The sequence below is a fragment of the Streptomyces sp. NPDC088915 genome, assembly GCF_044749825.1.
Classification (GTDB): Bacteria; Actinomycetota; Actinomycetes; order Streptomycetales; family Streptomycetaceae; genus Streptomyces.
This window is the reverse complement of the sequence record NZ_JBIVIR010000032.1, coordinates 1-21,645: the sequence shown is the minus strand read 5'-3', so window position 1 is coordinate 21,645 and position 21,645 is coordinate 1. Positions and strand designations below refer to the sequence as shown.

At 73.9% G+C, this 21,645-nt stretch carries 17 protein-coding genes; 12 read left to right on the top strand and 5 right to left on the bottom strand.

Annotation, left to right across the window (positions count from 1 at the left end; translation table 11 throughout):
* Positions 1-21: 21 nt before the first annotated feature.
* Genes ACIP5O_RS35665 through ACIP5O_RS35655 form a run of 3 tightly spaced genes read right to left on the bottom strand, consistent with a single transcriptional unit; the run spans position 22 to position 2,817 of the window.
* The gene (locus ACIP5O_RS35665; RefSeq protein ID WP_401301635.1) at positions 22-1,326 is read right to left on the bottom strand and encodes a coenzyme F420-0:L-glutamate ligase; all 1,305 of its coding nucleotides are present in this window, start codon (positions 1,324-1,326) and stop codon (positions 22-24) included.
* The gene (gene cofD / locus ACIP5O_RS35660; protein ID WP_401301632.1) at positions 1,323-2,279 is read right to left on the bottom strand and encodes a 2-phospho-L-lactate transferase; all 957 of its coding nucleotides are present in this window, start codon (positions 2,277-2,279) and stop codon (positions 1,323-1,325) included. Before cofD ends, ACIP5O_RS35665 begins: the two co-directional genes overlap by 4 nt.
* A 13-nt stretch (positions 2,280-2,292) precedes the next feature.
* Positions 2,293-2,817: a cupin domain-containing protein gene (locus tag ACIP5O_RS35655; RefSeq protein ID WP_401301629.1), complete on the bottom strand. Its 525-nt coding sequence runs from the start codon at positions 2,815-2,817 to the stop codon at positions 2,293-2,295.
* Between the two features lie 702 nt (positions 2,818-3,519).
* Here ACIP5O_RS35655 and ACIP5O_RS35650 point away from each other — a divergent pair.
* From ACIP5O_RS35650 to ACIP5O_RS35640, 3 genes are all read left to right on the top strand, one after another.
* Positions 3,520-3,783 carry a WhiB family transcriptional regulator gene (locus tag ACIP5O_RS35650; protein ID WP_015033978.1) on the top strand — a complete coding sequence of 88 codons (264 nt, stop codon included), beginning with the start codon at positions 3,520-3,522 and terminating at the stop codon, positions 3,781-3,783.
* A 387-nt stretch (positions 3,784-4,170) separates the two neighbouring features.
* A complete protein-coding gene (locus tag ACIP5O_RS35645; RefSeq protein ID WP_401301626.1) occupies positions 4,171-7,878 on the top strand; it encodes a glycosyltransferase family 2 protein in 3,708 nt (1,235 codons plus the stop codon).
* On the top strand, positions 7,875-9,425 hold the full coding sequence (locus ACIP5O_RS35640) for a DUF5719 family protein (protein WP_401301623.1): 1,551 nt from the start codon (positions 7,875-7,877) through the stop codon (positions 9,423-9,425). Before ACIP5O_RS35645 ends, ACIP5O_RS35640 begins: the two co-directional genes overlap by 4 nt.
* 142 nt (positions 9,426-9,567) lie before the next feature.
* Here ACIP5O_RS35640 and ACIP5O_RS35635 read toward each other — a convergent pair whose 3' ends face one another.
* Positions 9,568-10,023, bottom strand: coding sequence for a metallopeptidase family protein (locus tag ACIP5O_RS35635; RefSeq protein ID WP_356549140.1), 456 nt, complete (start codon positions 10,021-10,023; stop codon positions 9,568-9,570).
* A 320-nt stretch (positions 10,024-10,343) separates the two neighbouring features.
* Between ACIP5O_RS35635 and ACIP5O_RS35630 the strand changes: the two genes are divergently transcribed.
* From ACIP5O_RS35630 to ACIP5O_RS35595, 8 genes are all read left to right on the top strand, one after another.
* Positions 10,344-10,778, top strand: a complete 435-nt coding sequence (locus ACIP5O_RS35630; RefSeq protein ID WP_078490031.1) for a DUF3499 domain-containing protein — start codon at positions 10,344-10,346, stop codon at positions 10,776-10,778.
* A 159-nt stretch (positions 10,779-10,937) separates the two neighbouring features.
* Positions 10,938-12,305 (top strand): phosphomannomutase/phosphoglucomutase, encoded by a 1,368-nt coding sequence (locus tag ACIP5O_RS35625; protein WP_401301620.1) that lies wholly within the window; start codon positions 10,938-10,940, stop codon positions 12,303-12,305.
* Between the two features lie 138 nt (positions 12,306-12,443).
* Positions 12,444-12,626 carry a Trm112 family protein gene (locus ACIP5O_RS35620; protein WP_345288511.1) on the top strand — a complete coding sequence of 61 codons (183 nt, stop codon included), beginning with the start codon at positions 12,444-12,446 and terminating at the stop codon, positions 12,624-12,626.
* A gap of 269 nt (positions 12,627-12,895) precedes the next feature.
* Positions 12,896-14,053 carry an SIS domain-containing protein gene (locus tag ACIP5O_RS35615; RefSeq protein ID WP_401301616.1) on the top strand — a complete coding sequence of 386 codons (1,158 nt, stop codon included), beginning with the start codon at positions 12,896-12,898 and terminating at the stop codon, positions 14,051-14,053.
* A gap of 277 nt (positions 14,054-14,330) precedes the next feature.
* Positions 14,331-15,482 carry a mannose-6-phosphate isomerase, class I gene (gene manA / locus ACIP5O_RS35610; RefSeq protein ID WP_401301613.1) on the top strand — a complete coding sequence of 384 codons (1,152 nt, stop codon included), beginning with the start codon at positions 14,331-14,333 and terminating at the stop codon, positions 15,480-15,482.
* 66 nt (positions 15,483-15,548) lie between these two features.
* The gene (locus ACIP5O_RS35605; RefSeq protein WP_401301610.1) at positions 15,549-16,514 is read left to right on the top strand and encodes a cation diffusion facilitator family transporter; all 966 of its coding nucleotides are present in this window, start codon (positions 15,549-15,551) and stop codon (positions 16,512-16,514) included.
* 388 nt (positions 16,515-16,902) lie between these two features.
* The gene (gene ahcY / locus ACIP5O_RS35600) at positions 16,903-18,357 is read left to right on the top strand and encodes an adenosylhomocysteinase (RefSeq protein ID WP_356549137.1); all 1,455 of its coding nucleotides are present in this window, start codon (positions 16,903-16,905) and stop codon (positions 18,355-18,357) included.
* Positions 18,358-18,562: 205 nt separating this feature from the next.
* Positions 18,563-19,177, top strand: a complete 615-nt coding sequence (locus ACIP5O_RS35595; protein WP_401301607.1) for a hypothetical protein — start codon at positions 18,563-18,565, stop codon at positions 19,175-19,177.
* Positions 19,178-19,199: 22 nt separating this feature from the next.
* On the opposite strand, the gene ACIP5O_RS35590 is transcribed toward ACIP5O_RS35595, so the two are convergent.
* On the bottom strand, positions 19,200-20,165 hold the full coding sequence (locus tag ACIP5O_RS35590) for an RDD family protein (protein ID WP_401301604.1): 966 nt from the start codon (positions 20,163-20,165) through the stop codon (positions 19,200-19,202).
* A gap of 122 nt (positions 20,166-20,287) precedes the next feature.
* Here ACIP5O_RS35590 and ACIP5O_RS35585 point away from each other — a divergent pair, with 122 nt between their 5' ends.
* Complete coding sequence (locus ACIP5O_RS35585; RefSeq protein ID WP_401301602.1) at positions 20,288-21,295, top strand: stage II sporulation protein M; 1,008 nt, start codon at positions 20,288-20,290, stop codon at positions 21,293-21,295.
* The last annotated feature ends 350 nt before the right edge of the window (positions 21,296-21,645 follow it).

Genomic DNA, 21,645 nt, shown 5'->3' with positions numbered 1-21,645 from the left:
CGCGGAGCCCGACCGGCGAGGTCACCGCACCTCGACGAACTCCGAGGCCGTCCGCGCCGCCCGCTCCCGCGGCGGGGCCGCCGGGTGCCCGATCGCCACCGCGCCGAGCGGGTCCCAGTCGTCCGGCAGGCCGAGGACCTCCCGTACGACGTCCCGGCAGAACATCGTCGAGGACACCCACGCCGAGCCGAGCCGTTCGCCCGCCAGCGCCACCAGGAAGTTCTGCACGCCCGCGCCCGCCGCGACCAGGAACATCTCGCGCTCGGCGGTGTCCCGGCGCGGGTCGCCGTAGTGGTGGGAGCCGTCCATGACCAGGCACGGCACCGCCAGGTGGGGCGCGTCGCGCAGGACGTCCCCGCGCCGCACCCGCTTCGCGATCGACTCCTCGGACCTGCCGTCCCGGCGCAGGTCCGCGACCCACGCCTCCCGCATCGCGTCGAGCAGCCGCGTCCGCGACTCCGCCGACTCCAGGAGGACGAACCGCCACGGCGTCGTGTGGTGCGGGGCCGGCGCCGTCACGGCCGCGGCGACCGCGCGCCGTACCGCCCCGGGGTCGACCGGCTCGGCCGTGAACTCCCGTACGGTCCGCCGCAGCGTCACCGCCTCCCGTACGGCCTCGGAGGTGCCCAGCCGGAACATGTCGTCGGCGGCGCCCCGCACGAGCGCGCGTGCGCCCGGCTCGTCGTCCCCGCCCACCACGTGCGGCAGGCCCCGGACGACGGCCACCGGGAGTCCGGCCGCCTTGCCCTTCACCAGGTCTCCGGCGGCGGCCAGTTCGTCGGCGGTGGCGACCACGGTCGCGCTCAGCGGATTGCCGTGCGCGTCGGTCCCGCCGCGCAGGTCGTCCAGGACCCGCACCCCGGCCGCCCCGATCGCCACGTCCGTGAGCCCGCTGCGCCAGGGGCGCCCGAAGGTGTCCGTGACGACGACGCCCACGTCCACGCCGAGCGCCTCGCGCAGCCCCTCGCGGATCCGGCGGGCCGAGCCGTCCGGGTCCTCGGGCAGCAGGAGGACCGTCCCGGCGGGGGTGTTGGAGGCGTCGACCCCTGCGGCGGCCATGACGAGCCCCTGCCGGTTCTCGACGATCCGCAGGGCGCCGCGCCGCGCCACCACCCGTACGGTCTCGGCGTCGATGGCCTCCTCGCGGTCGTCGGCGGCGACCACCCGCCCCTCCGCCTTGCTCACGATCTTGGACGTGACGAGCAGCACGTCCCCGTCGGCCAGCCCCGAGGAGACGGAGGCGATCAGCTTGGCCAGGTCGTCCCCGGCCGCCACCTCGGGAAGCCCGGGCAGCGCCCACACCCGGTAGGCGGGGGCGGCGGTCACCCGCGTACCTCCTCGGCGAGCGCGAGCGCCTCGCGCGCCATCGCCGCCGTCGCGTCCACGTCCGTCATCATCAGCGGCACCGCGCGACAGGCGATGCCCGCCGCCTCGACGTCCGCGACGGCGCCCGCGTCCACGGTGTCCACGAGCCAGCCGTCGAGCAGTCCGGTGCCGTAGTGCCGGGCCACCGCCGCCGCCGTGGACTCCACGCCCACCGCCGCGAGGACCTTGTCGGCCATCCCGCGCACGGGCGCGTCCCCGACGATGGGGGAGAGGCCCACGACCGGCGCCCCGGCCGCGGCGACCGCCTCGCGGATCCCGGGCACGGCCAGGATCGTGCCGACGGACACGACCGGGTTGGACGGCGGGAAGAGAACGACGTCCGCCTCCGCGATCGCCTCCAGGACACCCGGCGCCGGCTTCGCGGCCTCCGCGCCGACCGGCACGACGGCCTTCGCGTCGACGGAGGCGCGCAGCTTCACCCAGTACTCCTGGAAGTGCACCGCCCGCTGCTCGCCGTCGACCTCGATCGCCACGTGGGTCTCGACGCGGTCGTCGGACATGGGGATCAGGCGCACGCCCGGCTGCCAGCGGGCGCACAGCGCCTCGGTGACGGCGCTCAGCGGATAGCCCGCGGCGAGCATCTGGGTGCGGACGATGTGGGTCGCGAAGTCCCGGTCGCCGAGGCCGAACCACTCGGGTCCGACGCCGTACGCCGCGAGCTCCTCCTTGACCGTGAAGGACTCGTCCGTACGCCCCCAGCCCTGCTCCTCGTCGATGCCCCCGCCGAGGGTGTACATCACCGTGTCCAGGTCGGGGCAGACCTTCAGCCCGAAGAGATGGATGTCGTCACCGGTGTTGCCGACGACCGTGATCTCCGCGTCCGGGGCGGCCTGCTTGAGACCGCGAAGGAACCGGGCACCACCGATGCCGCCTGCCAGAACCACAATGCGCATGTACGGCAGTGTGTCAGGCGACGATCACTCCCGGCGCGTCCGGGGCGGGGACCGCCGGGGCGCACTGCGCGCGGAGCGACTCGTGCATGGGCATCTCGGTCAGGCCCGGGAAGTAGACGTGCAGGCTGACGGCCGGCTCCAGGGAGTCGTTGACGACCTCGTGGACGTACCCGGGGGCGAACACGCGCTGCGCGCCGCCGGCGAGCGTCCGCACGCCCCGGTCCGTACGCTCCGTCAACTCGCCCTCCAGGACGGTGAGGACGCCGGAGGAGACGCCGTGGTCGTGGAGCCCGCTGCCCTGTCCGGGCACCCAGGAGAGCAGCCAGACCTCGTAGCCGGGCCCGGTGCGCAGGCGGTGGTACCAGCGGGTGGTGGCGTCGTACTCGACGTGCGGGGCCCACTGGGAGCGGTCCTCGGCGATCGAGCGCGCGAGACCGACGAAGTCGGCCACGGTCACGGGGTGGACGCGCTCGGGCTGGAGGAGGTGGGGGACCTCCATGATGTCGCCGGCGATCTGGAGGTCGCTGTCCATGTTCATGGGGTGGGGTGGTTCCTCAGCAGAAACAGAAGCGGTGGGGGGTCACGGGAAGAGCGGTGACACGGGAGGCGCGGGTGACGCCGGGGGAAAACCGGGGTGCTGGGAGGAAAAGCTGGAGCTCTGCGGCATCAACAGCTGGGACAGCAACAGCAACAGCGCGCCTGGACAGCGCGGCGGAACCCACGGGCGTGGGTCGCGGAGGGCGCTGCGGTCGCTGGCATGCCACCAAAGGTGGCCGGAGGGGCACCCGACTGTCAACTCGATGCCCGATTTGGCGGTAATGTTTCACCTCATCCGGTTGCTCTCTCTGGAGAAAGGTTTGCTCATGCGCGGACCAGGAGAGATGGCGCATCGACCGTGCCCGCGAACGCGGCGGTGCGCGCGTGTCGGTCCGGACAGGGGGCGGCTCGTGACCCGACTGTGATCCGGATCGCTTCCGTGGCTGGATCGCAACAAGATCCACGCCCCGGTCGTCCTTCCCCGTGGAGGCCGCGCCGCACGGTCGCATCGGTACCCTGTGTGACGGTTTTTGGTGATTTGAACACTTACCGCATACGCTTGGTTCCGCAGAGTGAATACGGGGCCCAATAGCAGATCTCAGCTTGACTCGCACAGAGCACGAACTTGTAATTTCACTCGTGTCGTTCGGCCGTGTTCGTACGGCAACTCCACGGGGACGCACAGAACAGACGAGGGGCGCACATGACCGAGTTGTTCCAGGAACTGCTGGTCGAGGACGCGGACGAGGAACTCGGCTGGCAGGAGCGCGCGCTGTGCGCCCAGACCGATCCCGAGTCCTTCTTCCCCGAGAAGGGCGGCTCGACCCGCGAGGCCAAAAAGGTCTGCCTCGCCTGCGAGGTACGTTCCGAATGCCTCGAATACGCCTTGCAGAACGACGAGCGCTTCGGCATCTGGGGCGGCCTCTCGGAGCGCGAGCGACGCCGCCTGAAGAAGGCCGCCGTCTGAACCGCCGCTGTCCGAAAAGCAGCCCGAGCGGCCGCCCGAACCGCCGGCACCCGACCGCGTCCGGACCCCCGAGCCGGGACGCGTCCACCGGGACCGCGCGGAAACGCGCGCACCAGCTCGTCCCGAACGGTCCGCCCCCCGTGCACCCGAGCACGGACGGCGGACCGTTTCGCGTATCCGGCGCCTCCCGCCCATCCGGCGCGTCCCGACCCGCCTCCTCCCCGCGACCGCGACCGCGACCGTTCCGTCCCCTCTGTCCACAGGGGCCCGGGAGCTCTGTCCACAGGGCGGCGGACCGCTCCGCGCACAGCCGTTAGTGTGGGCCTCCGTCCGAGACGCTCCCCACGCCCCCCGCGGGCGACCCCCGGCCGGAGGGCCCGTAGCTCGATGTCCTCAACTCCTGAGTTCCCGCGACACGTCGTCACCGCCGTGCTCGTCACCCACGACGGCGCCCGCTGGCTGCCCGACGCCCTGGCCGGCCTGCTCGCCCAGGAACGCCCCGTGCAGAACGTGGTCGCGGCCGACACCGGCAGCGCCGACGACTCCGCACAGCTCGTCGCCGACGCCGTCGGCGCCGACCGCGTCCTGCACCTCGCGCGCCGCACCGGATTCGGCGCCGCCGTCGAGGAGGCCGCGCGCACCGCGCCCGTGCTCGGACCCGAGGACCTGCCCTACCTGAAGCGCCCCAGCGGCTGGGACCCCGTCAGCCGCACCTGGAACGACGAGGCCTACGACCTCCCCGAACTCCCGCACGGCGAACCGGTCCAGTGGCTCTGGCTCCTCCACGACGACTGCGCGCCCGAGCCCGGCGCCCTCGCCGAACTCCTGCGCGTCGCCGACTCCGACGCGTACGCCGCCGTCGTCGGCCCCAAGCTGCGCGGCTGGTACGACCGGAAGCAGCTCCTGGAGGTCGGCGTCTCCATCGCCCGCAGCGGGCGCCGCTGGACCGGCCTCGACCGCCGCGAGCAGGACCAGGGCCAGCACGACCAGGTCCGCTCCGTCCTCTCCGTCTCCACCGCCGGCATGCTGGTCCGCCGCGACGTCTTCGAGGAGCTCGGCGGCTTCGACCGGCGCCTGCCCCTCATGCGCGACGACGTCGACCTGTGCTGGCGCGCCCACGCCGCCGGACACCGCGTCCTCGTCGCCCCCGACGCCGTCCTGCGGCACGCCGAGGCCGCCGCCCGCGAGCGCCGCACCGTCGACTGCGCCGGCCGCACGGCGGCCAACCCGCACCGCGTCGACAAGGCCGGAGCCGTCTACGCGCTCCTGGCCAACACCCGCGGCGCCGCCCTCCCGTACGTCTTCGCGCGGCTCGTCCTCAGCACCCTGCTCCGCACCCTCGCCTACCTCGTCGGCAAGGTCCCCGGACAGGCCGTCGACGAGGTCATGGGCCTCCTCGCCACCCTGCTGCGGCCCGAGAAGATCCTCGCCGCCCGCAAGCGGCGCAAGAACCCCGCCGTCGCCGCGGGCGAACTCCGCCCGCTCTTCCCGCCGCCCGGCGCCACCGTCCGCGCCGCCGCCGAACAGCTCGCCGCCAACTTCGGCGGCAACGAGGCCGACTCCGGCGGCTCCCGCCACGGCGTCGCCGAGTCCGGACCCGGCGGCGACGACGCCGACTACCTGGAGATCGAGCAGTTCGCCCGGCTCAAGAAGATCGCCCGCAGGCCCGGCCCGGTCCTCTTCGCCCTCCTCCTCGTCGTCTCCCTCGTCGCCTGCCGCAACCTCTTCTCCGGCGGCTCCCTGGCCGGCGGCGCCCTGCTGCCCGCCCCCGACACCGTCTCCGGACTCTGGTCCCGGTACGCCGACACCTGGCACCCCCTCGGCACCGGCGGCACCCAGTCCGCCCCGCCCTACCTCGCCGTCCTGGCCGCGCTCTCCGCGCTGTTCCTCGGCTCCACCTCCACCGCGCTGACCCTGCTGCTCGTCTGCTCGGTCCCGCTCGCCGGCTTCACCGCGTACTTCGCCTCCCGGGGCATCGTCGAGTCCCGGCTGCTGCGCGCCTGGGGCGCCGTCGCGTACGCCTTCCTGCCCGCCGCCACCGGCGCCCTCGCCGCCGGCCGCCTCGGCACCGCCGTCCTCGCGATCCTGCTCCCGCTGATCGGCCGCGCCGCCGTCGCCGCCCACGGCTTCAACCGGCCCGACCGGGGCAGCTGGCGCGCCACCTGGGCGTACGCCCTCCTGCTCACCCTCACGACCGCGTTCACCCCGGTCGTCTGGCCCCTCGCCGTCCTCCTCGGCCTCGGCGTCCTCGCCGTCCGCCGCTCCGACATCACCGCGTACGGGCTCCGCTTCCTCGCCGCCGTCGGCACCCCCCTGCTCGTCCTCGCCCCCTGGTCGCTCACCCTCCTGACCGACCCCTCCGCCTTCCTGCGCGAGGCCGGCGTCGACGTCCGCACCGGCACCGCCACCGCGCTCGACCTGCTCGGTGCCGGACCCGGCGGGCCCGGCACCACCGGCGGCCTCCTCCTGATCGGCCTCGTCCTCGCCGGACTCGCCGGACTGCTGCGCGGGGAGCGCCGGCTCGCCGTCCACGCCGCCTGGGCCGCCGCCCTCGCCGGCCTCCTCTTCGCCGTCCTGACCAACGGCGCGGGCGGCACCGGCTGGGCCGGACCCGCCACCCTCGTCTACGGCGCCGCCCTCATCGCCGCCGGCATGATCGGCGCCGAGGGCGGACGCACCCGCGTCGCCGCCCACGGCTTCGGCTGGCGCCAGCCCGTCGCCGCCCTGATCGCCCTCGCCTGCGCCGCCGGTCCCGCCGTCGCCGCCGCCGGCTGGATGATCGGCGGCGCCGACGGCCCGCTGACCCGCCGCGACCCGGTCCAGGTCCCGGCCTTCGTCGCCGAGGAGAGCACCACCCGCGACCAGCCCCGCACCCTCGTCCTGGGCGGCTCCGACCCCGGCCGGGTCGCCTACACCCTGGTCCGCGGCTCCGGCGCCCGCCTCGGCGACGCCGAACTCACCGAGACCGCCGCGGGCGACCCGCACCTCGACCGGGTCGTCGCCCTCCTCGTCGCCGGCTCCGGCGCCGACCAGACCGAGCAGCTCAGCGGCTACGCGATCCGCTACGTCCTCGTACGGGACGGCGCCCCGCGCCAGATGAGCCGCGTCCTCGACGCCACCCCCGGCCTCAGCCGCCTCAGCCAGATCGACGGCAGCGCCCTGTGGCGCGTGGACCGCGAGATCGCCCGCGTCATGATCACCCCGCCCGCCGCCGGAGCCGGAGCCGACGCCGAGCAGGAGACGGACGCCAAGGAAGAGACGGACGCCAAGGCCGTCGCCGCCGGTCCCGTCGAGGTGCACACCGGGATCCCCGCGGGTTCCGCCGGCCGCGTCCTGCGCCTCGCCGACCGCGCCGACGAGGGGTGGACCGCCACCCTCGACGGCAAGGCGCTGACCAGGACCACCGTCGACGGCTGGGCCCAGGGCTTCGAGCTCCCCGCCCAGGGAGGCCGCCTCGACGTCACGTACGACGAGCCGCTCACCCACACCGCGTGGATCTGGACCCAGGTCGCCCTCGGCGTCGTCCTGCTCGTCCTCGCCCTGCCCGGCCGCCGCCGCGAGATCGACGACGACCTGCCCGAGGAGGAGCTCGCGATCCCCGCCCAGGCCGCCGAGGGCGACGGCCGCCGCGCCCGCCGCCTGCGCGCCGCCGCCGAGGCGGAGGCCGCGGAGCAGACGCCCGCCGACGCGCCGGAGCACGAGCCGCTCCCGATCCCGGAGCAGCAGACCCACGAGCCCGGGGACCGGGAGGGGGAGTGGGACGGCGCGTACGACCCCGCCTACGCCCCGGCCCCGGCCCCGGACCACGCCCAGGACCAGCAGCCCCACGCCGACCAGGACTCCTACCAGGAGTACGCGGCCGACCCGTACCAGCAGCAGCCGTACGCGTACCCCCAGCAGGGCTACGACCAGCGGCAGTACGACCCGCAGGGCTACGAGCAGCAGGGCTACGACCAGCAGCAGTACGGCGGACAGGGCCACGACCCGCAGCAGCAGGGGTACGACCCGCAGCAGTACGACCCGTACGGCTACGGCTACGGGCACCCCCGGGGCCACGAGACCGAGCAGCGTCCCGACGGGAGCAGCAACCAGTGAAGCGCACGACCCTCTCCCTGATCGCGGGCGCCACGGCCCTCGCCGCCGTCACCGGCTTCGCCGCCCTCACCGCCCCCGACGGCACCGCCGCCCCCGAGGCGGCCAGGGCCACCACCCGGCTGCCGGTCGAGCGCGTCGGCCTGGCCTGCCCGGCCCCGAGCTCCTCCGAGGTGGCCGAGACCGTCTACACCTCGTACACCCCGACGGGCACGGAGGCCGGCAAGGCCGCGGGAGACGCCGGGGCCCCCGGGGCCGGCAAGGCCGAGCGGCCCACGGCCCTCCTGAAGCCCGCCGCGGGCGCGACCGCCGACGGCGGCACCGGCAAGGACGGCAAGAAGCCCGCCGCGCCCAAGGCCCCCGCCACCGTCACGGCCCCCGGCAAGCCCGTCACCGCCGAGGCGAACGGCGCGACCGCGCCCGCCCTCACCGGCTCGGCCACCGGCACCCTCGCCCCCGGCTGGACCGTCCAGCAGACCACCGTCGTCCCGGCGGGCGGCTCGCGCGGCCTCCTCGGTCTCACCTGCGGCGCCCCCGACACCGACTTCTGGTTCCCGGCGGCCTCCACCGCCAAGGCCCGCCACGACTACGTCCACCTCACCAACCCGGACGACACGGCCGCCGTCGCCGACATCGCGCTGTACGGCCCCGAGGGCGTCCTCAAGTCCCAGTTCACCGAGGGCATCCCGGTCCCCGCCCACTCCACGGTCCCGGTCCTCCTCTCCACCCTCACCCACGAGGCCGCCCAGCGGGACGTCACCGTCCACGTCACCACCCGCAGCGGGCGCGTCGGCGCGGCCCTCGGCGTCGCCGACGAGAAGCTCGGCAGCGACTGGATCTCGGCCTCGGCCGACCCGTCGGGCAGCGTCGTGCTCCCCGGCATCCCGGCCGACGCCACCTCGGTGCGGCTCGTGGTCATGGCCCCCGGCGAGGACGACGCCGACCTGAAGGTCAAGCTGTCCACCACGAGCGGCGCGATCGTCCCGGCGGGCGCCGACACCCTGCACGTGAAGTCCGGGATGACGACCTCCATCGACCTGCCGGACCTCACCCGCGGCTCGGCGGCCTCCCTGTACCTCGCCCCGGAGGACCCGAAGCGTCCCGTCCCGGTCGTGGCCGCCCTCCAGGTGGTCCGGGGCAAGGGCGACAAGAGCGAGATCGCCTTCATCCCGGCGGCGGGGGCGATCTCCGCCCGCGCGACGGTCGCCGACAACCGCGCCGGGGCCTCGACGCTCTCCCTGACCGCCCCCGACGCCGACGCGCAGGTCAGGGTCACGGCCTCGGCCGGCTCCGGGGCGGGCACACCGGTGTCGAAGACGGTCACGGTCAAGGCGGGCACCACGACGGCCCTCACCGACCTCGCCCCCCAGGGACTCAAGGGCTCCTACGCGCTGACCGTCGAGCCGGTCTCCGGCGGCACGGTGCACGCGGCGCGGACGCTCGCCCTGCCGCAGGACGGCGTCCCGATGTTCACCGTCCAGACCCTCACCGACGACCGGGGCACGGTCGAGGTCCCGTCGGCCCACCAGGACCTGGGAGTACTGGACTGACCCGGGCCCCTCAGGACGAGACCGGGCCTCTCAGGGACGTGACCGGGCCCCTCAGGACGAGACCGGGCCCTCAGGGACGAGACCGGGCCCCTCAGGGACGAGACCGGGTCCGGAGGCCGTACGGCGTCCGGCCCCGCCCGGCTCAGTCCTGCCCGTACCGGGGGTCGACCGACTCGGGGGAGAGCCCGAGGAGCTCGGCGACCTGCTCCACGACCACCTCGTGGACCAGGAGCGCCCGCTCGTCCCGGCTCTTCGAGCGGATCTCGACCGGCCGCCGGTAGACGACCACCCGGGCGGGCTCGCCCTTCTCCGCCGAGACCGAACCGCCCAGCGGCACCGTCTCGCCCGGTACGGGCGGCGGCACCTCCAGGACCATGAACTCGACGTCGGCCAGTTGCGGCCAGCGCCGTTCGAGCCGCTCCACCGAGTCGAGGACCAGATCGCGGAAGGTGTCGGCCCGGCTCGCGGAGAGCGGCACCTGCGGCGGCGCGACGGGACCCCGCATCCCGCGGCCGTGCCGGTCGCGGCGGCGGACCCGGGGCTCCGCCGGGGGCTCCGCGGGACGGTGCGAGGGGCTCGGCGGCACAGGACTGTCCATCACCGACGCAGCGTAACCCCCATCGGTCCGCCGCACCGTGGCGTGTCTTCGCCACCTTCCCCGACACGCCCGGACCGCGCCCGGCGCGTCACCGTCCCCTCCCCGTCCCTCCTGTCGAAACCTGAACGTTCCGGCCAACCGCACGCCCGATTCGGCGGTCCGTCACGATCGGCCATCTGGCCCCGATTGACCGGATTCCTCTCCCTGACTGTCCGAATCTCCACCTGCCCCCGGACCCCCGCCCTCCCTTCCCCGCAGGTCGGAACGGCCGCCCCGCACCCGGGAGGGGAGGGGCTCGCACCGCGACACGGTGGAGTGACCTGAGGGAGAGTCGTCGCGGCCCGCTCAAGAGTGCGGTACCGTCCAACGTCGTGAGCCCTGTACGTCGCTGTTCGCGCACCGCGTGCGGCCGCCCTGCCGTCGCGACACTGACGTACGTCTATGCCGACTCGACTGCGGTCCTCGGCCCGCTCGCCACCTACGCCGAGCCCCACTGCTACGACCTGTGCGCCGAGCACAGCGAGCGCCTCACCGCCCCGCGCGGCTGGGAGGTCGTGCGGCTCTCCGACGGATCCGCCCCCAGCCGCCCCAGCGGCGACGACCTCGAAGCCCTGGCCAACGCGGTACGGGAGGCGGCCCGTCCCCAGGAGCGCGCGGCCGGAGCCGGCGGCAAGGGCGGCGGAGGCCGTGGCGGCGACCCCATGGAGGTCGGGCGCCGCGGACACCTCCGGGTGCTCCGTTCCCCCGACAACTGAGCCGCCGCCCGAGCCCGCCGCCGGAGCCCCGCGCGCCGACACGGGCCGACAACCAGGCGCAATCGGCCACCGTCCGCATCCCTCCGCCCCACTCCGGGTAGTTTTGGCGTTCCGTACACGCGCCGCACACGCGTGCCCAGAACTCAGGAGGGTGGATCCGTGACTGCCGATCTGTCGCAGATCGTGAAGGCGTACGACATCCGCGGAGTGGTACCCGACCAGTGGGACGAGACGCTCGCCGAGCTCTTCGGCGCCGCCTTCGTCCGGGTGACGGACGCGGACGCGATCGTCGTCGGCCACGACATGCGCCCCTCGTCGCCCGGCCTCGCGGGCGCCTTCGCGCGCGGCGCGGCCCGCCTCGGCGCCGACGTCACCCTCATCGGGCTCTGCTCGACCGACCAGCTCTACTTCGCCTCCGGCAGCCTCGGTCTGCCCGGCGCGATGTTCACCGCCTCCCACAACCCGGCCCAGTACAACGGCATCAAGATGTGCCGCGCCGGAGCCGCCCCCGTCGGCCAGGACACCGGCCTCGCCGACATCCGCGCCCTCGCCGAGGAGTGGTCCGCGAAGGGCGCCCCCGAGGCCGCCGCCACGCCCGGCACCGTCACCGAGCGCGACACCCTCCAGGACTACGCCGCCCACCTCAAGGGCCTCGTCGACCTCACCGGCATCCGCCCGCTCAAGGTCGTCGTCGACGCGGGCAACGGCATGGGCGGCCACACCGTCCCCACCGTCTTCGAGGGCCTCCCGCTCGACACCGTCCCGATGTACTTCGAGCTGGACGGCACCTTCCCGAACCACGAGGCCAACCCGCTCGACCCGAAGAACATCGTCGACCTCCAGGCCCGCGTCCGCGAGGAGGGCGCCGACATCGGCCTCGCCTTCGACGGCGACGCCGACCGCTGCTTCGTCGTCGACGAGCGCGGCGAGCCGGTCTCCCCCTCCGCGATCACGGCCCTCGTCGCCGCCCGCGAACTCGCCAAGCACCCCGGCGGAACGATCATCCACAACCTGATCACCTCCTGGTCCGTGCCCGAGGTCGTCCGCGAGCAGGGCGGCGAGGCCGTCCGCACCCGCGTCGGCCACTCCTTCATCAAGGAGGAGATGGCGAAGACCGGCGCGATCTTCGGCGGCGAGCACTCGGCCCACTACTACTTCCGGGACTTCTGGAACGCGGACACCGGCATGCTCGCCGCGCTCCACGTCCTCGCGGCCCTCGGCGGCCAGGAGGGCACCCTCTCGGAGCTGGTCGCCGCCTACGACCGCTACGCCTCCTCCGGCGAGATCAACTCCACCGTCACCGATCAGGCCGCCAGCACGGCCCGCGTCCGGGCGGCGTACGAGGGCGAGGACGGGATCACCCTCGACGAGCTCGACGGCCTCACCGTGACCGCCGCCGACTGGTGGTTCAACCTCCGCGCCTCCAACACCGAGCCGCTCCTCCGCCTCAACGTCGAGGCCCGCGACGAGGCCACGGCGGCCCGGATCCGCGACGAGGTCCTCGCCCTGGTCCGGGCGACGGACTGACCCTCCGCCCCACCGCCGGGGAACGGGGCGCCCCCCGTTCCCCGGCGGTAGGCTGACCTGGCCCGAAGGCCGATCCGAAGGCCCGGTCCCGAGGGCACCACCACCGTTCGCCCGCAGTTCGTCCGAAGGGACCACCCCATGCCGCTCGAAGCCGGCCTCCTGGAGATCCTGGCCTGCCCCGCGTGCCACGCTCCGCTGAACGACCGCACGGCGGACGAGAACCCCGAGCTGGTCTGCACGGGCACCGACTGCGGCCTCGCCTACCCGGTCCGCGACGGCATCCCGGTCCTCCTCACGGACGAGGCCCGCCGCCCCGCGTAACCGGCCCGAGGACGACGGCCGCCGACGGGACCGGGACCACCCGGGGCCACCACGAGCGGCGGACGCCGACGGCGGGTACCACCCGGGGTACCCCTCACGGGAGGCCCCGCCCTTCCGCGGACCCGGCTGATACGGGTCGTACGGGCGGAAGCCGGGCCGGGTTCCGGGCGTACCCCGGGACCCGCACGGCACCGGCCCGCCGCCCACCGCCCCGTTCCGCCCCCGCCCGAGGGGCCCCCACCGAACCCGCTCACCCCGGGAGGCACCAGATGCTCGACGAGACCCTCCTCGACTCCCCGGACGACCTCGCCCTGGCCGACCGCCGCGGCCTCCTCCGCGGCGCCGCCGAAGCAGGCGCGCGGGTACGGACCGCCGCCCGCCACGCCGTCGACGCCGGCATCGCGGACCTCCGCCCCGAGGGCCGCCCCCGCGCCGTCCTCGTCGCGGGCCCCGGCACCGCCGCCACCGGCGTCGCCGACCTGATCGGCGCCCTCGCCGGAGCCTCCGCCCCCGTCGCACACCTCCGCCCCACCGGCGTGGCCCCCGCCGCCGGAGCCCTGCGCTGGGCGCTGCCCGGCTGGGCCGGCTCGGTGGACCTGCTCCTGCTCCCCACCACCGACGGCTCCGAACCGGGCCTCGCGCTCCTGGCCGAGCAGGCGTACCGCCGGGGCGTCACGGTCGTCGCCGTCGCCCCCCAGGGCTCCCCGCTCGCGGAGGCGGTCAGCGGCTCCCACGGACTGTTCGTCCCGATGGCCGTCGCCCCGAACGAGACCCCCGACGAGCACGGCGAGTACGGCGAGAACATCGCGGCCGGTCCCGGCGCCCTCTGGGCCCTGTTCACCCCGCTGCTCGCCCTCCTCGACCGCGTCGGCCTCCTGGAGGCACCGCCGGAGGCCCTGGAGAAGGTCGCCGACCGCCTCGACCGCACGGCCGAACGCTGCGGCCCCGCCATCGCCACGTACGACAATCCGGCGAAGACGCTCGCCGCCGAGCTGGCGGACTCGCTCCCGCTCATCTGGACCGAGGGCAGCGCCGCGGGCCCGGCCGGCCGCCGCTTCGCCGCCGTACTGGCGGAGCTCGCCGGACTGCCCGCCCTCGCCGCCGAACTCCCCGAGGCCCTGCCCGCCCACGGCGTCCTGCTCGCCGGCGACTACGCGGCGGGCGCCGACCCCGACGACTTCTTCCGCGACCGGGTCGACGAGCCGCAGGCCCTGCGCGCCCGCGTGGTCCTGCTCCGCGACCGGCCGGCCGGCGGCCTCAGCGCCGCCCCCGCCGCCCGGGAACTGGCCCTCGGCCACGAGACCGCCGTCAGCGAACTGGAGCCGGAGGAGGGCGACGACCTGGAGACGCTCGCGGAACTCCTCGCCGTGACCGACTTCGCGGCCGTCTACCTGGCCCTGGCCACCCGGGGCACCCCGGCCCCGTAGGGCCCGAGCCCGCATCCACCGGCCCGCGGGACCGCGAAACCGCACCCCGGACCGCGAAATCACGCCGGAGTCCCGAACCCCAGGCCCCGAACCCCGGCCCCGGGGCCCCGGGGCCCCGGACCCCGGCCCGCGAAACCGCACCGCGCCCCGGCCGCGCGGCCCCACCCCGTACCGTCCACCACCCCGTCACCCGCCCGTCATCCACCCCCTGTCATCTGTCTCCCGTGTCCCCCGACACCCGCACATCCGTCACCCACCCGAGGAGCTGGCAGGCCCCATGGACCGCCTCGTCAACACCGTCCGCCCCTACGCCTGGGGATCCACGACGGCCATCCCGGAACTCCTGGGCACCGCCCCCACCGGCGAGCCGCAGGCCGAGATGTGGATGGGCGCCCACCCCGGTGCCCCCTCCCGCACCGGGCGCGGTCCGCTGAACGAGCTGATCGCCGCCGACCCCGTACGCGAACTGGGCGAGCGGACCGTCGAGAGGTTCGGCCCGCACCTCCCCTTCCTCTTCAAGGTCCTCGCCGCCGGCGCCCCCCTCTCCCTCCAGGTCCACCCCGACCTCGACCAGGCGCGCTCCGGATTCGCCGCCGAGGAGGCCGCGGGCATCCCGATCGACGCCCCGCACCGCACCTACAAGGACGCCAACCACAAGCCCGAGCTGATCTGCGCCCTCACCCCCTTCGAGGGGTTCTGCGGCTTCCGCACCCCCGCCGACGCCGCCGACCTGATCGCCGCCCTCGGCGTCGACTCCCTCAAGCCGTACGTGGACCTGCTGCACGCCCACCCCGAGGAGGCCGCGCTCCGCGAGGTCCTGACGGCCCTGCTCACCGCCGACCCCGAGGAGATGGCGCACACCGTCGCCGAGGCCACCGCCGCCGCCGACCGCCTCGGCGGCGCCCACGCCCCGTACGCGCGCCTCGCCCACCACTACCCGAGCGACCCCGGCGTCGTCGCCGCCATGCTCCTGCACCACGTACGGCTCCAAGCCGGCGAGGCGCTCTACCTCGGCGCGGGCGTCCCGCACGCCTACCTCGACGGCCTCGGCGTCGAGATCATGGCCAACTCCGACAACGTCCTGCGCTGCGGCCTCACCCCCAAGCACGTCGACGTCCCCGAACTCCTCCGGGTCGTCCGCTTCGACCCGGCCGACCCGGCCGTCCTGCGCCCCGAGGCCTCCCCGTCGGGCGAGGAGGTCTACGACACCCCGACCGACGAGTTCCGCCTCTCCCGCTTCGTACGGGCGGAGGGCGCCGCCCCCACCGACCTCACCGCCCCCACCCCCCAGATCCTGCTGGCCGTCGCGGGCCGCCCGACGGCGGGCGACCTCGCCCTCGCCCCCGGCGAATCCGTCTTCGTACCGGCGGGCGAGCGCATCCAACTGACGGGAGCGGGTACGGTCTTCCGCGCCACCGTGGCGGCCTGATGCGACAATGACCGGCCGAGCCGCGGCGACCGAGCCGGAGCACCGACGAAGGGAACCCGTACACCCATGAGCGCGTCAGGCGGAACCAAGGCGATCGTGGCGGCGCTCGCCGCGAACCTCGCGATCGCCGCAGCCAAGTTCGTGGCGTTCCTCTTCAGTGGTTCGTCCTCGATGCTCGCGGAGAGCGTCCACTCGCTCGCCGACTCCGGCAACCAGGGCCTGCTGCTCGTCGGCGGCAAGAAGGCCCAGCGCGAGGCCACCCCGCAGCACCCCTTCGGCTACGGCCGCGAGCGGTACATCTACGCCTTCCTCGTCTCCATCGTGCTCTTCTCCGTCGGCGGCATGTTCGCCATCTACGAGGGATACGAGAAGATCCACGACCCGCACGAGATCGAGGCCTGGTACTGGCCGGTCGGCGTCCTCGTCTTCGCGATCATCGCCGAGTCCTTCTCCTTCCGCACCGCCATCAAGGAGTCGAACCCGCTCCGCGGCAACCTCTCCTGGAAGGAGTTCGTCCGCCGCGCCAAGGCCCCCGAGCTCCCCGTCGTCCTCCTGGAGGACCTCGGCGCCCTCGTCGGCCTCGTCCTGGCCCTCGGCGGCGTCGGCCTCGCCCTCCTCACCGGCAACGGCGTCTGGGACGGCATCGGCACCCTCTGCATCGGCGTCCTGCTCATCCTGATCGCCCTCGTCCTCGCCGCCGAGACCAAGTCGCTGCTCCTGGGCGAGGCCGCCGGCACCGACGAGGTCAAGAGGATCGAGGCGGCCGTCGTCGACGGCAGGACCGTCACCCGCCTCATCCACATGCGCACGCTCCACCTCGGCCCCGAGGAGCTCCTCGTCGCCGCCAAGATCGCCGTCGAGCACGACGACACCGCCACCGAGGTCGCGCAGGCCATCAACGCCGCCGAGGAGCGCATCCGCGCCGCCGTTCCGATCGCCCGGGTCATCTACCTGGAGCCCGACATCTACAGCGAGAAGGAGGCCGCGGCGGGCCCCGACCCGGCCGCGACCCCGGGCGGCCCGGGCCACTGACCCGTCCTCCCCTCCCCCGACGGTGGTATCCGGCCACCGAGGCCACCCGGCCGGGCCCCCGGACCGCGTACGCCCTCCCGTACGTACGGACCGGGGGCCCGGTGCGTCCGGCCCGCGCCCCGGGAGCGGCCCCGGGACGCTCGGACCGCCCCGGAGACCTGCCGGGGCTCAATGCGGACTGTGGCCCGCAGGGCCGATCGGTGTAGATTCGTGACCAGCCAGACGTCGCTGCTGATGGCGGTCGGGCGGTCCGGAGGACCGGCCGAGGGAGAGAGGGCCTCCGACGACGGCACCATGGAAGTCCGGGCATTCGTGTGCCCAGGACCACCCCCGTGGTGCCCTGCGCCCGAACGACCCTCGTACCCGACCCATGAGGAGCAGCCCCGTCATGACGACCGCAGCCCACCAGGACTTCAAGGTCGCCGACCTCTCCCTGGCCGTCTTCGGCCGCAAGGAGATCACCCTCGCCGAGCACGAGATGCCCGGCCTGATGTCGATCCGCCGCGAGTACGCCGAGCAGCAGCCCCTCGCCGGCGCCCGCGTCACCGGCTCCCTGCACATGACCGTGCAGACCGCCGTCCTCATCGAGACCCTGGTCGCCCTCGGCGCCGAGGTCCGCTGGGCCTCCTGCAACATCTTCTCCACCCAGGACCACGCCGCCGCGGCCATCGCCGTCGGCCCGAACGGCACCCCCGAGAACCCCCAGGGCGTCCCGGTCTTCGCGTGGAAGGGCGAGACCCTGGAGGAGTACTGGTGGTGCACGGAGCAGGCCCTCACCTGGCCGAACTCGCCCACCGGCGGCCCGAACATGATCCTGGACGACGGCGGTGACGCCACCCTCCTCGTCCACAAGGGCGTCGAGTTCGAGAAGGCCGGCTCCGCGCCGGACCCGGCCACCGCGGACAGCGAGGAGTACGCCCACATCCTGCGCCTCCTCAACCGCACCCTCGGCGAGAACCCGCAGAAGTGGACCCAGCTCGCGTCCGAGATCCGCGGCGTGACCGAGGAGACCACGACGGGCGTCCACCGCCTGTACGAGATGCACCGGGACGGCACGCTGCTGTTCCCGGCGATCAACGTGAACGACGCGGTGACGAAGTCGAAGTTCGACAACAAGTACGGCTGCCGCCACTCCCTGATCGACGGCATCAACCGCGCCACCGACGTCCTCATCGGCGGCAAGACCGCCGTCGTCTGCGGCTACGGCGACGTCGGCAAGGGCTGCGCCGAGTCCCTGCGCGGCCAGGGCGCCCGCGTCATCGTCACCGAGATCGACCCGATCTGCGCCCTCCAGGCGGCGATGGACGGCTACCAGGTCACGACCCTGGACGAGGTCGTCGAGACGGCCGACATCTTCATCACCACGACCGGCAACAAGGACATCATCATGGCCGGTGACATGGCCCGGATGAAGCACCAGGCCATCGTCGGCAACATCGGCCACTTCGACAACGAGATCGACATGGCCGGCCTGGCGCAGACCCCGGGCATCGTCAAGGACGAGGTCAAGCCGCAGGTCCACACCTGGACGTTCCCCGACGGCAAGGTCCTCATCGTGCTGTCCGAGGGCCGTCTGCTGAACCTCGGCAACGCGACCGGTCACCCCTCCTTCGTGATGTCGAACTCCTTCGCGGACCAGACGCTGGCCCAGATCGAGCTGTTCACCAAGCCGCAGGAGTACCCGACCGACGTCTACGTCCTGCCCAAGCACCTGGACGAGAAGGTCGCCCGTCTCCACCTGGAGGCGCTGGGCGTGAAGCTGACGACCCTGCGTCCGGAGCAGGCCTCCTACATCGGCGTCGAGGTCGAGGGCCCGTACAAGCCGGACCACTACCGCTACTGACGGACCCCGCCGCTGACGGCTCCGCGGAGAAGGCCCGCGGAAGACATCCGCAACGGGGACACCCGTAGCGGAGACACCCGTAGTGGAAGACATCCGTAGCGGAAGACATCCGTAGCGGAACCAGGCAGGCCCCCCGCACCCCCGTGTCGGGGGGCCTGCCCCGTCCCGCCCCCTGCTACAGCTCCTGGAAGCCACCCGAGGACCCATGCCCCGCGGCCGTTATTCGCTCCATGACCCGCACGATCACACCCCCCTCGGCGAAGAACACTTCCACTGCGCGCCGGGCCCCTCCGGCTGGCGCTACGTCGCGCAGACCACCACCCCCTCCGGTGATCACCGGGGCTCCGTCGACCTGGCCGTCGACGAACTGGGCCGCCCCATCCGCCTCGAACTGCACGCCGCCGGCTGGCAGGTCCGCGGCGCGGCCCTCGACGGCGTCACCTGGGTCCGCACGGACCCCACCGGAGCCGAGGCCACCGAAGGCAATGTGCGCGCCCACGCCTTCACCGGCAGCTCCCCGGCCTTCCTCGTCGCCCTCACGCGACTCCTGCGTCTCACCCCCGATTCCCCCGAGACCCGTGTCAGGCTCGTCGCCTTCACGGACCCGGTGCTCGCCCCCCTCACGGTCGACCAGTCCTGGGCCCTGCTGAGAAGTGAAGCGCACCCCACTGACAACGGCCCCCTGACGGTGGACGAGTACCAGGTCAGCGCCCTGGACACGGGCGAACGCCACACCGTCCACATCGCCGGGGACGTGGTCCTCGCGGCCCCCGGCATCGAACTCGAGGACCTCGACACCCCGCCCTCGGTCTTCTCCTGACCGGAGGCCTGGCCACCGGACGTCAGGCGGGCGGAGCGAACCCGGTGGCGGACGGCCCGGCCTCACGGGAGGACTCGGAGCCCGGGGGAGTACCCACCGGAGGAACGACCGGAAGGACGGCCTGAGGCGCGAGGGGAGGAACCGCCCCGCCCGGACCGGCGACGACCCCACCGACCCCGACCCCGAACCCGCTCCCGGCTCCCGCCCCCGTCCCTGCTCCGGTCCCCGCCCCGGCTCCGGTCTCCGTGAACGCCCGCCGCGCGTCCCGCGCCTGCCGCTCGCCCACCACACCCGCCAGATACGCCTCCGCCGGCACCCCGGCGGGCGGCGGCGTCCCCGTCCGCCTCACCAGCTCGTCGGCCAGACGCTCGGCGAGCCGCCGCCCCACGGCCGGGTCCAGTTCACGCGCGCGCGTGAGGTACTGGCGTATCTCCAGCCACAGCGCCTCCGGCACCGCCGAGAGGTCGAGCCCGGCGAACCGCCCCACCAGCCACGGCGGAGGCGGAGGAACGGGCCGGACCCGCGCCGCGGGCATCCGCTCCCGTACGACCAGCGTCCCCGCGAACACGTCGCCGAGCCGCCGCCCGCGCTCGGACACCAGCGAAGCGACACAGGCGACGACGCCGAAGGTCATCAGGATCTCCACGACCCCCATGGCCCCCCGCACCAGCGCGTGCCGGAACCGGATCGGCCCGCCGTCGTCCCGTACGACCCGCAGACCACAGGCCATCTTCCCGAGCGACCGCCCGTGGGACAGCGTCTCCACGGCGATCGGCGCCCCCACGAGGACCAGCAGGAAGGCCGCGACGGAGACGGCCGTCACCGCCGCCTCGTCCAGCGAGGCCGTGGCGACCGCGAGCCCGACCATGACCAACAGGTACACGGCCCACACCACGGCCAGATCGACGAGCACGGCGAGCGCCCGGCTCGGCAGCCGCGCGGGCTGCAACCCCAGTACGACGGCATCGCCCGTCACCACACCACTCACGGCACCCACCCACCCTTCTGCGGCCTTCCCGACCCCTCCGAACGCCAGTCTGCCAAGCTGACCCCCAGCGCGCCGCAGTAGTACGGACCCGTCCGCAGCCAGTCCTGGAGCAGCAGCCGATCATGGACCTCGACGTCTACGTCACCGCCCACCGCGCGGAGTGGGAACGCCTCGACCACCTCCTGCGCCGGGGCGGGAAGCTCACGGGCGCCGAGGCGGACGAACTCGTCGCCCTGTACCAGCGCGCGGCCACCCACCTGTCGATCGTGCAGTCCAGCACCCCGGACCCCATGCTCACGGCCCGGCTCACCCAGCTCGTGGCCCGCGCCCGCGCCACCGTGACCGGCACCCGCCGCTCCTCGTGGCGCGACGCGGCCCGCTTCCTCACGGCCGGCTTCCCGGCGGCCGTGTACCGCTCCCGCCACTGGTGGATCCCCACCGCCGTCCTCTCCACCCTGCTCGCGGTCCTCATCGGCTGGTGGATCGGTACGCACCCGGAGGTCCAGGCCTCGATCGGCGCCCCCGCCGAACTCCGCGAGATGACCCGCCCCGGCGGCCAGTACGAGACGTACTACTCCAGCCACCCGGCGGCCTCCTTCGCCGCCCAGGTCTGGACGAACAACGCCCAGGCCGCCGCCATGTGCCTGGTGCTGGGCGCCTTCCTGGGGATCCCGGTCCTCTGGATCCTCTTCCTGAACATGCTGAACCTCGGCGTCGGTGTCGGCCTGATGACCTCCGCCGGCCGCCTCGACGTGTTCCTGGGCCTGATCCTTCCGCACGGTCTGCTCGAACTGACCGCCGTCTTCGTGGCCGCCGGCACCGGCCTCCGCCTCGGCTGGACCGTCGTCGAACCGGGCCCGACCACCCGCCGCGCGGCCCTCGCGGAACGGGGCCGCGCGGCCGTCGGCATGGCCATCGGCCTGGCCCTGGTCCTCTTCGTCTCGGGCCTGATCGAAGGCTTCGTCACCCCCTCCGGCCTGCCGACCTGGGCCCGCATCACCCTCGGCATCGCCGCCGAACTGGCATTCCTCGCGTACGTCTACGTCCTCGGCGGCCGCGCCTCCCGCGCCGGCGACCGGGGCGACCTCGAAGAGCCCGACCGCAGCGCCGAGCTCCCCACCGCGGCCTGATGTGCGCACGCCCCTGCTGAGCTGCTAGTCTCCTCCGGTGCCCGCAAAAGCTGTTGACACGGCGATTGCGGGGAGGTAGATTTGAACAGTTGCCTGGAGCTGGACAGCTCGGCAGCAACCAAGTAAAGTCTGACTCACTCCGGTCGGGAATTTCGATTCCCCGGAGTCACCCCGATTCTTATCCGAATCACGAAAGCCACCGATTAGGTCGGCCGAAATGAATCTGATAAAGTCGGAACCGCCGGAAGGGCCCGGAGCGAAAGCGAAAGGGACCGGAAAGCACCGAGGAAATCGGATCGGAAAGATCTGATAGAGTCGGAAACGCAAGACCGAAGGGAAAAGCCCGGAGG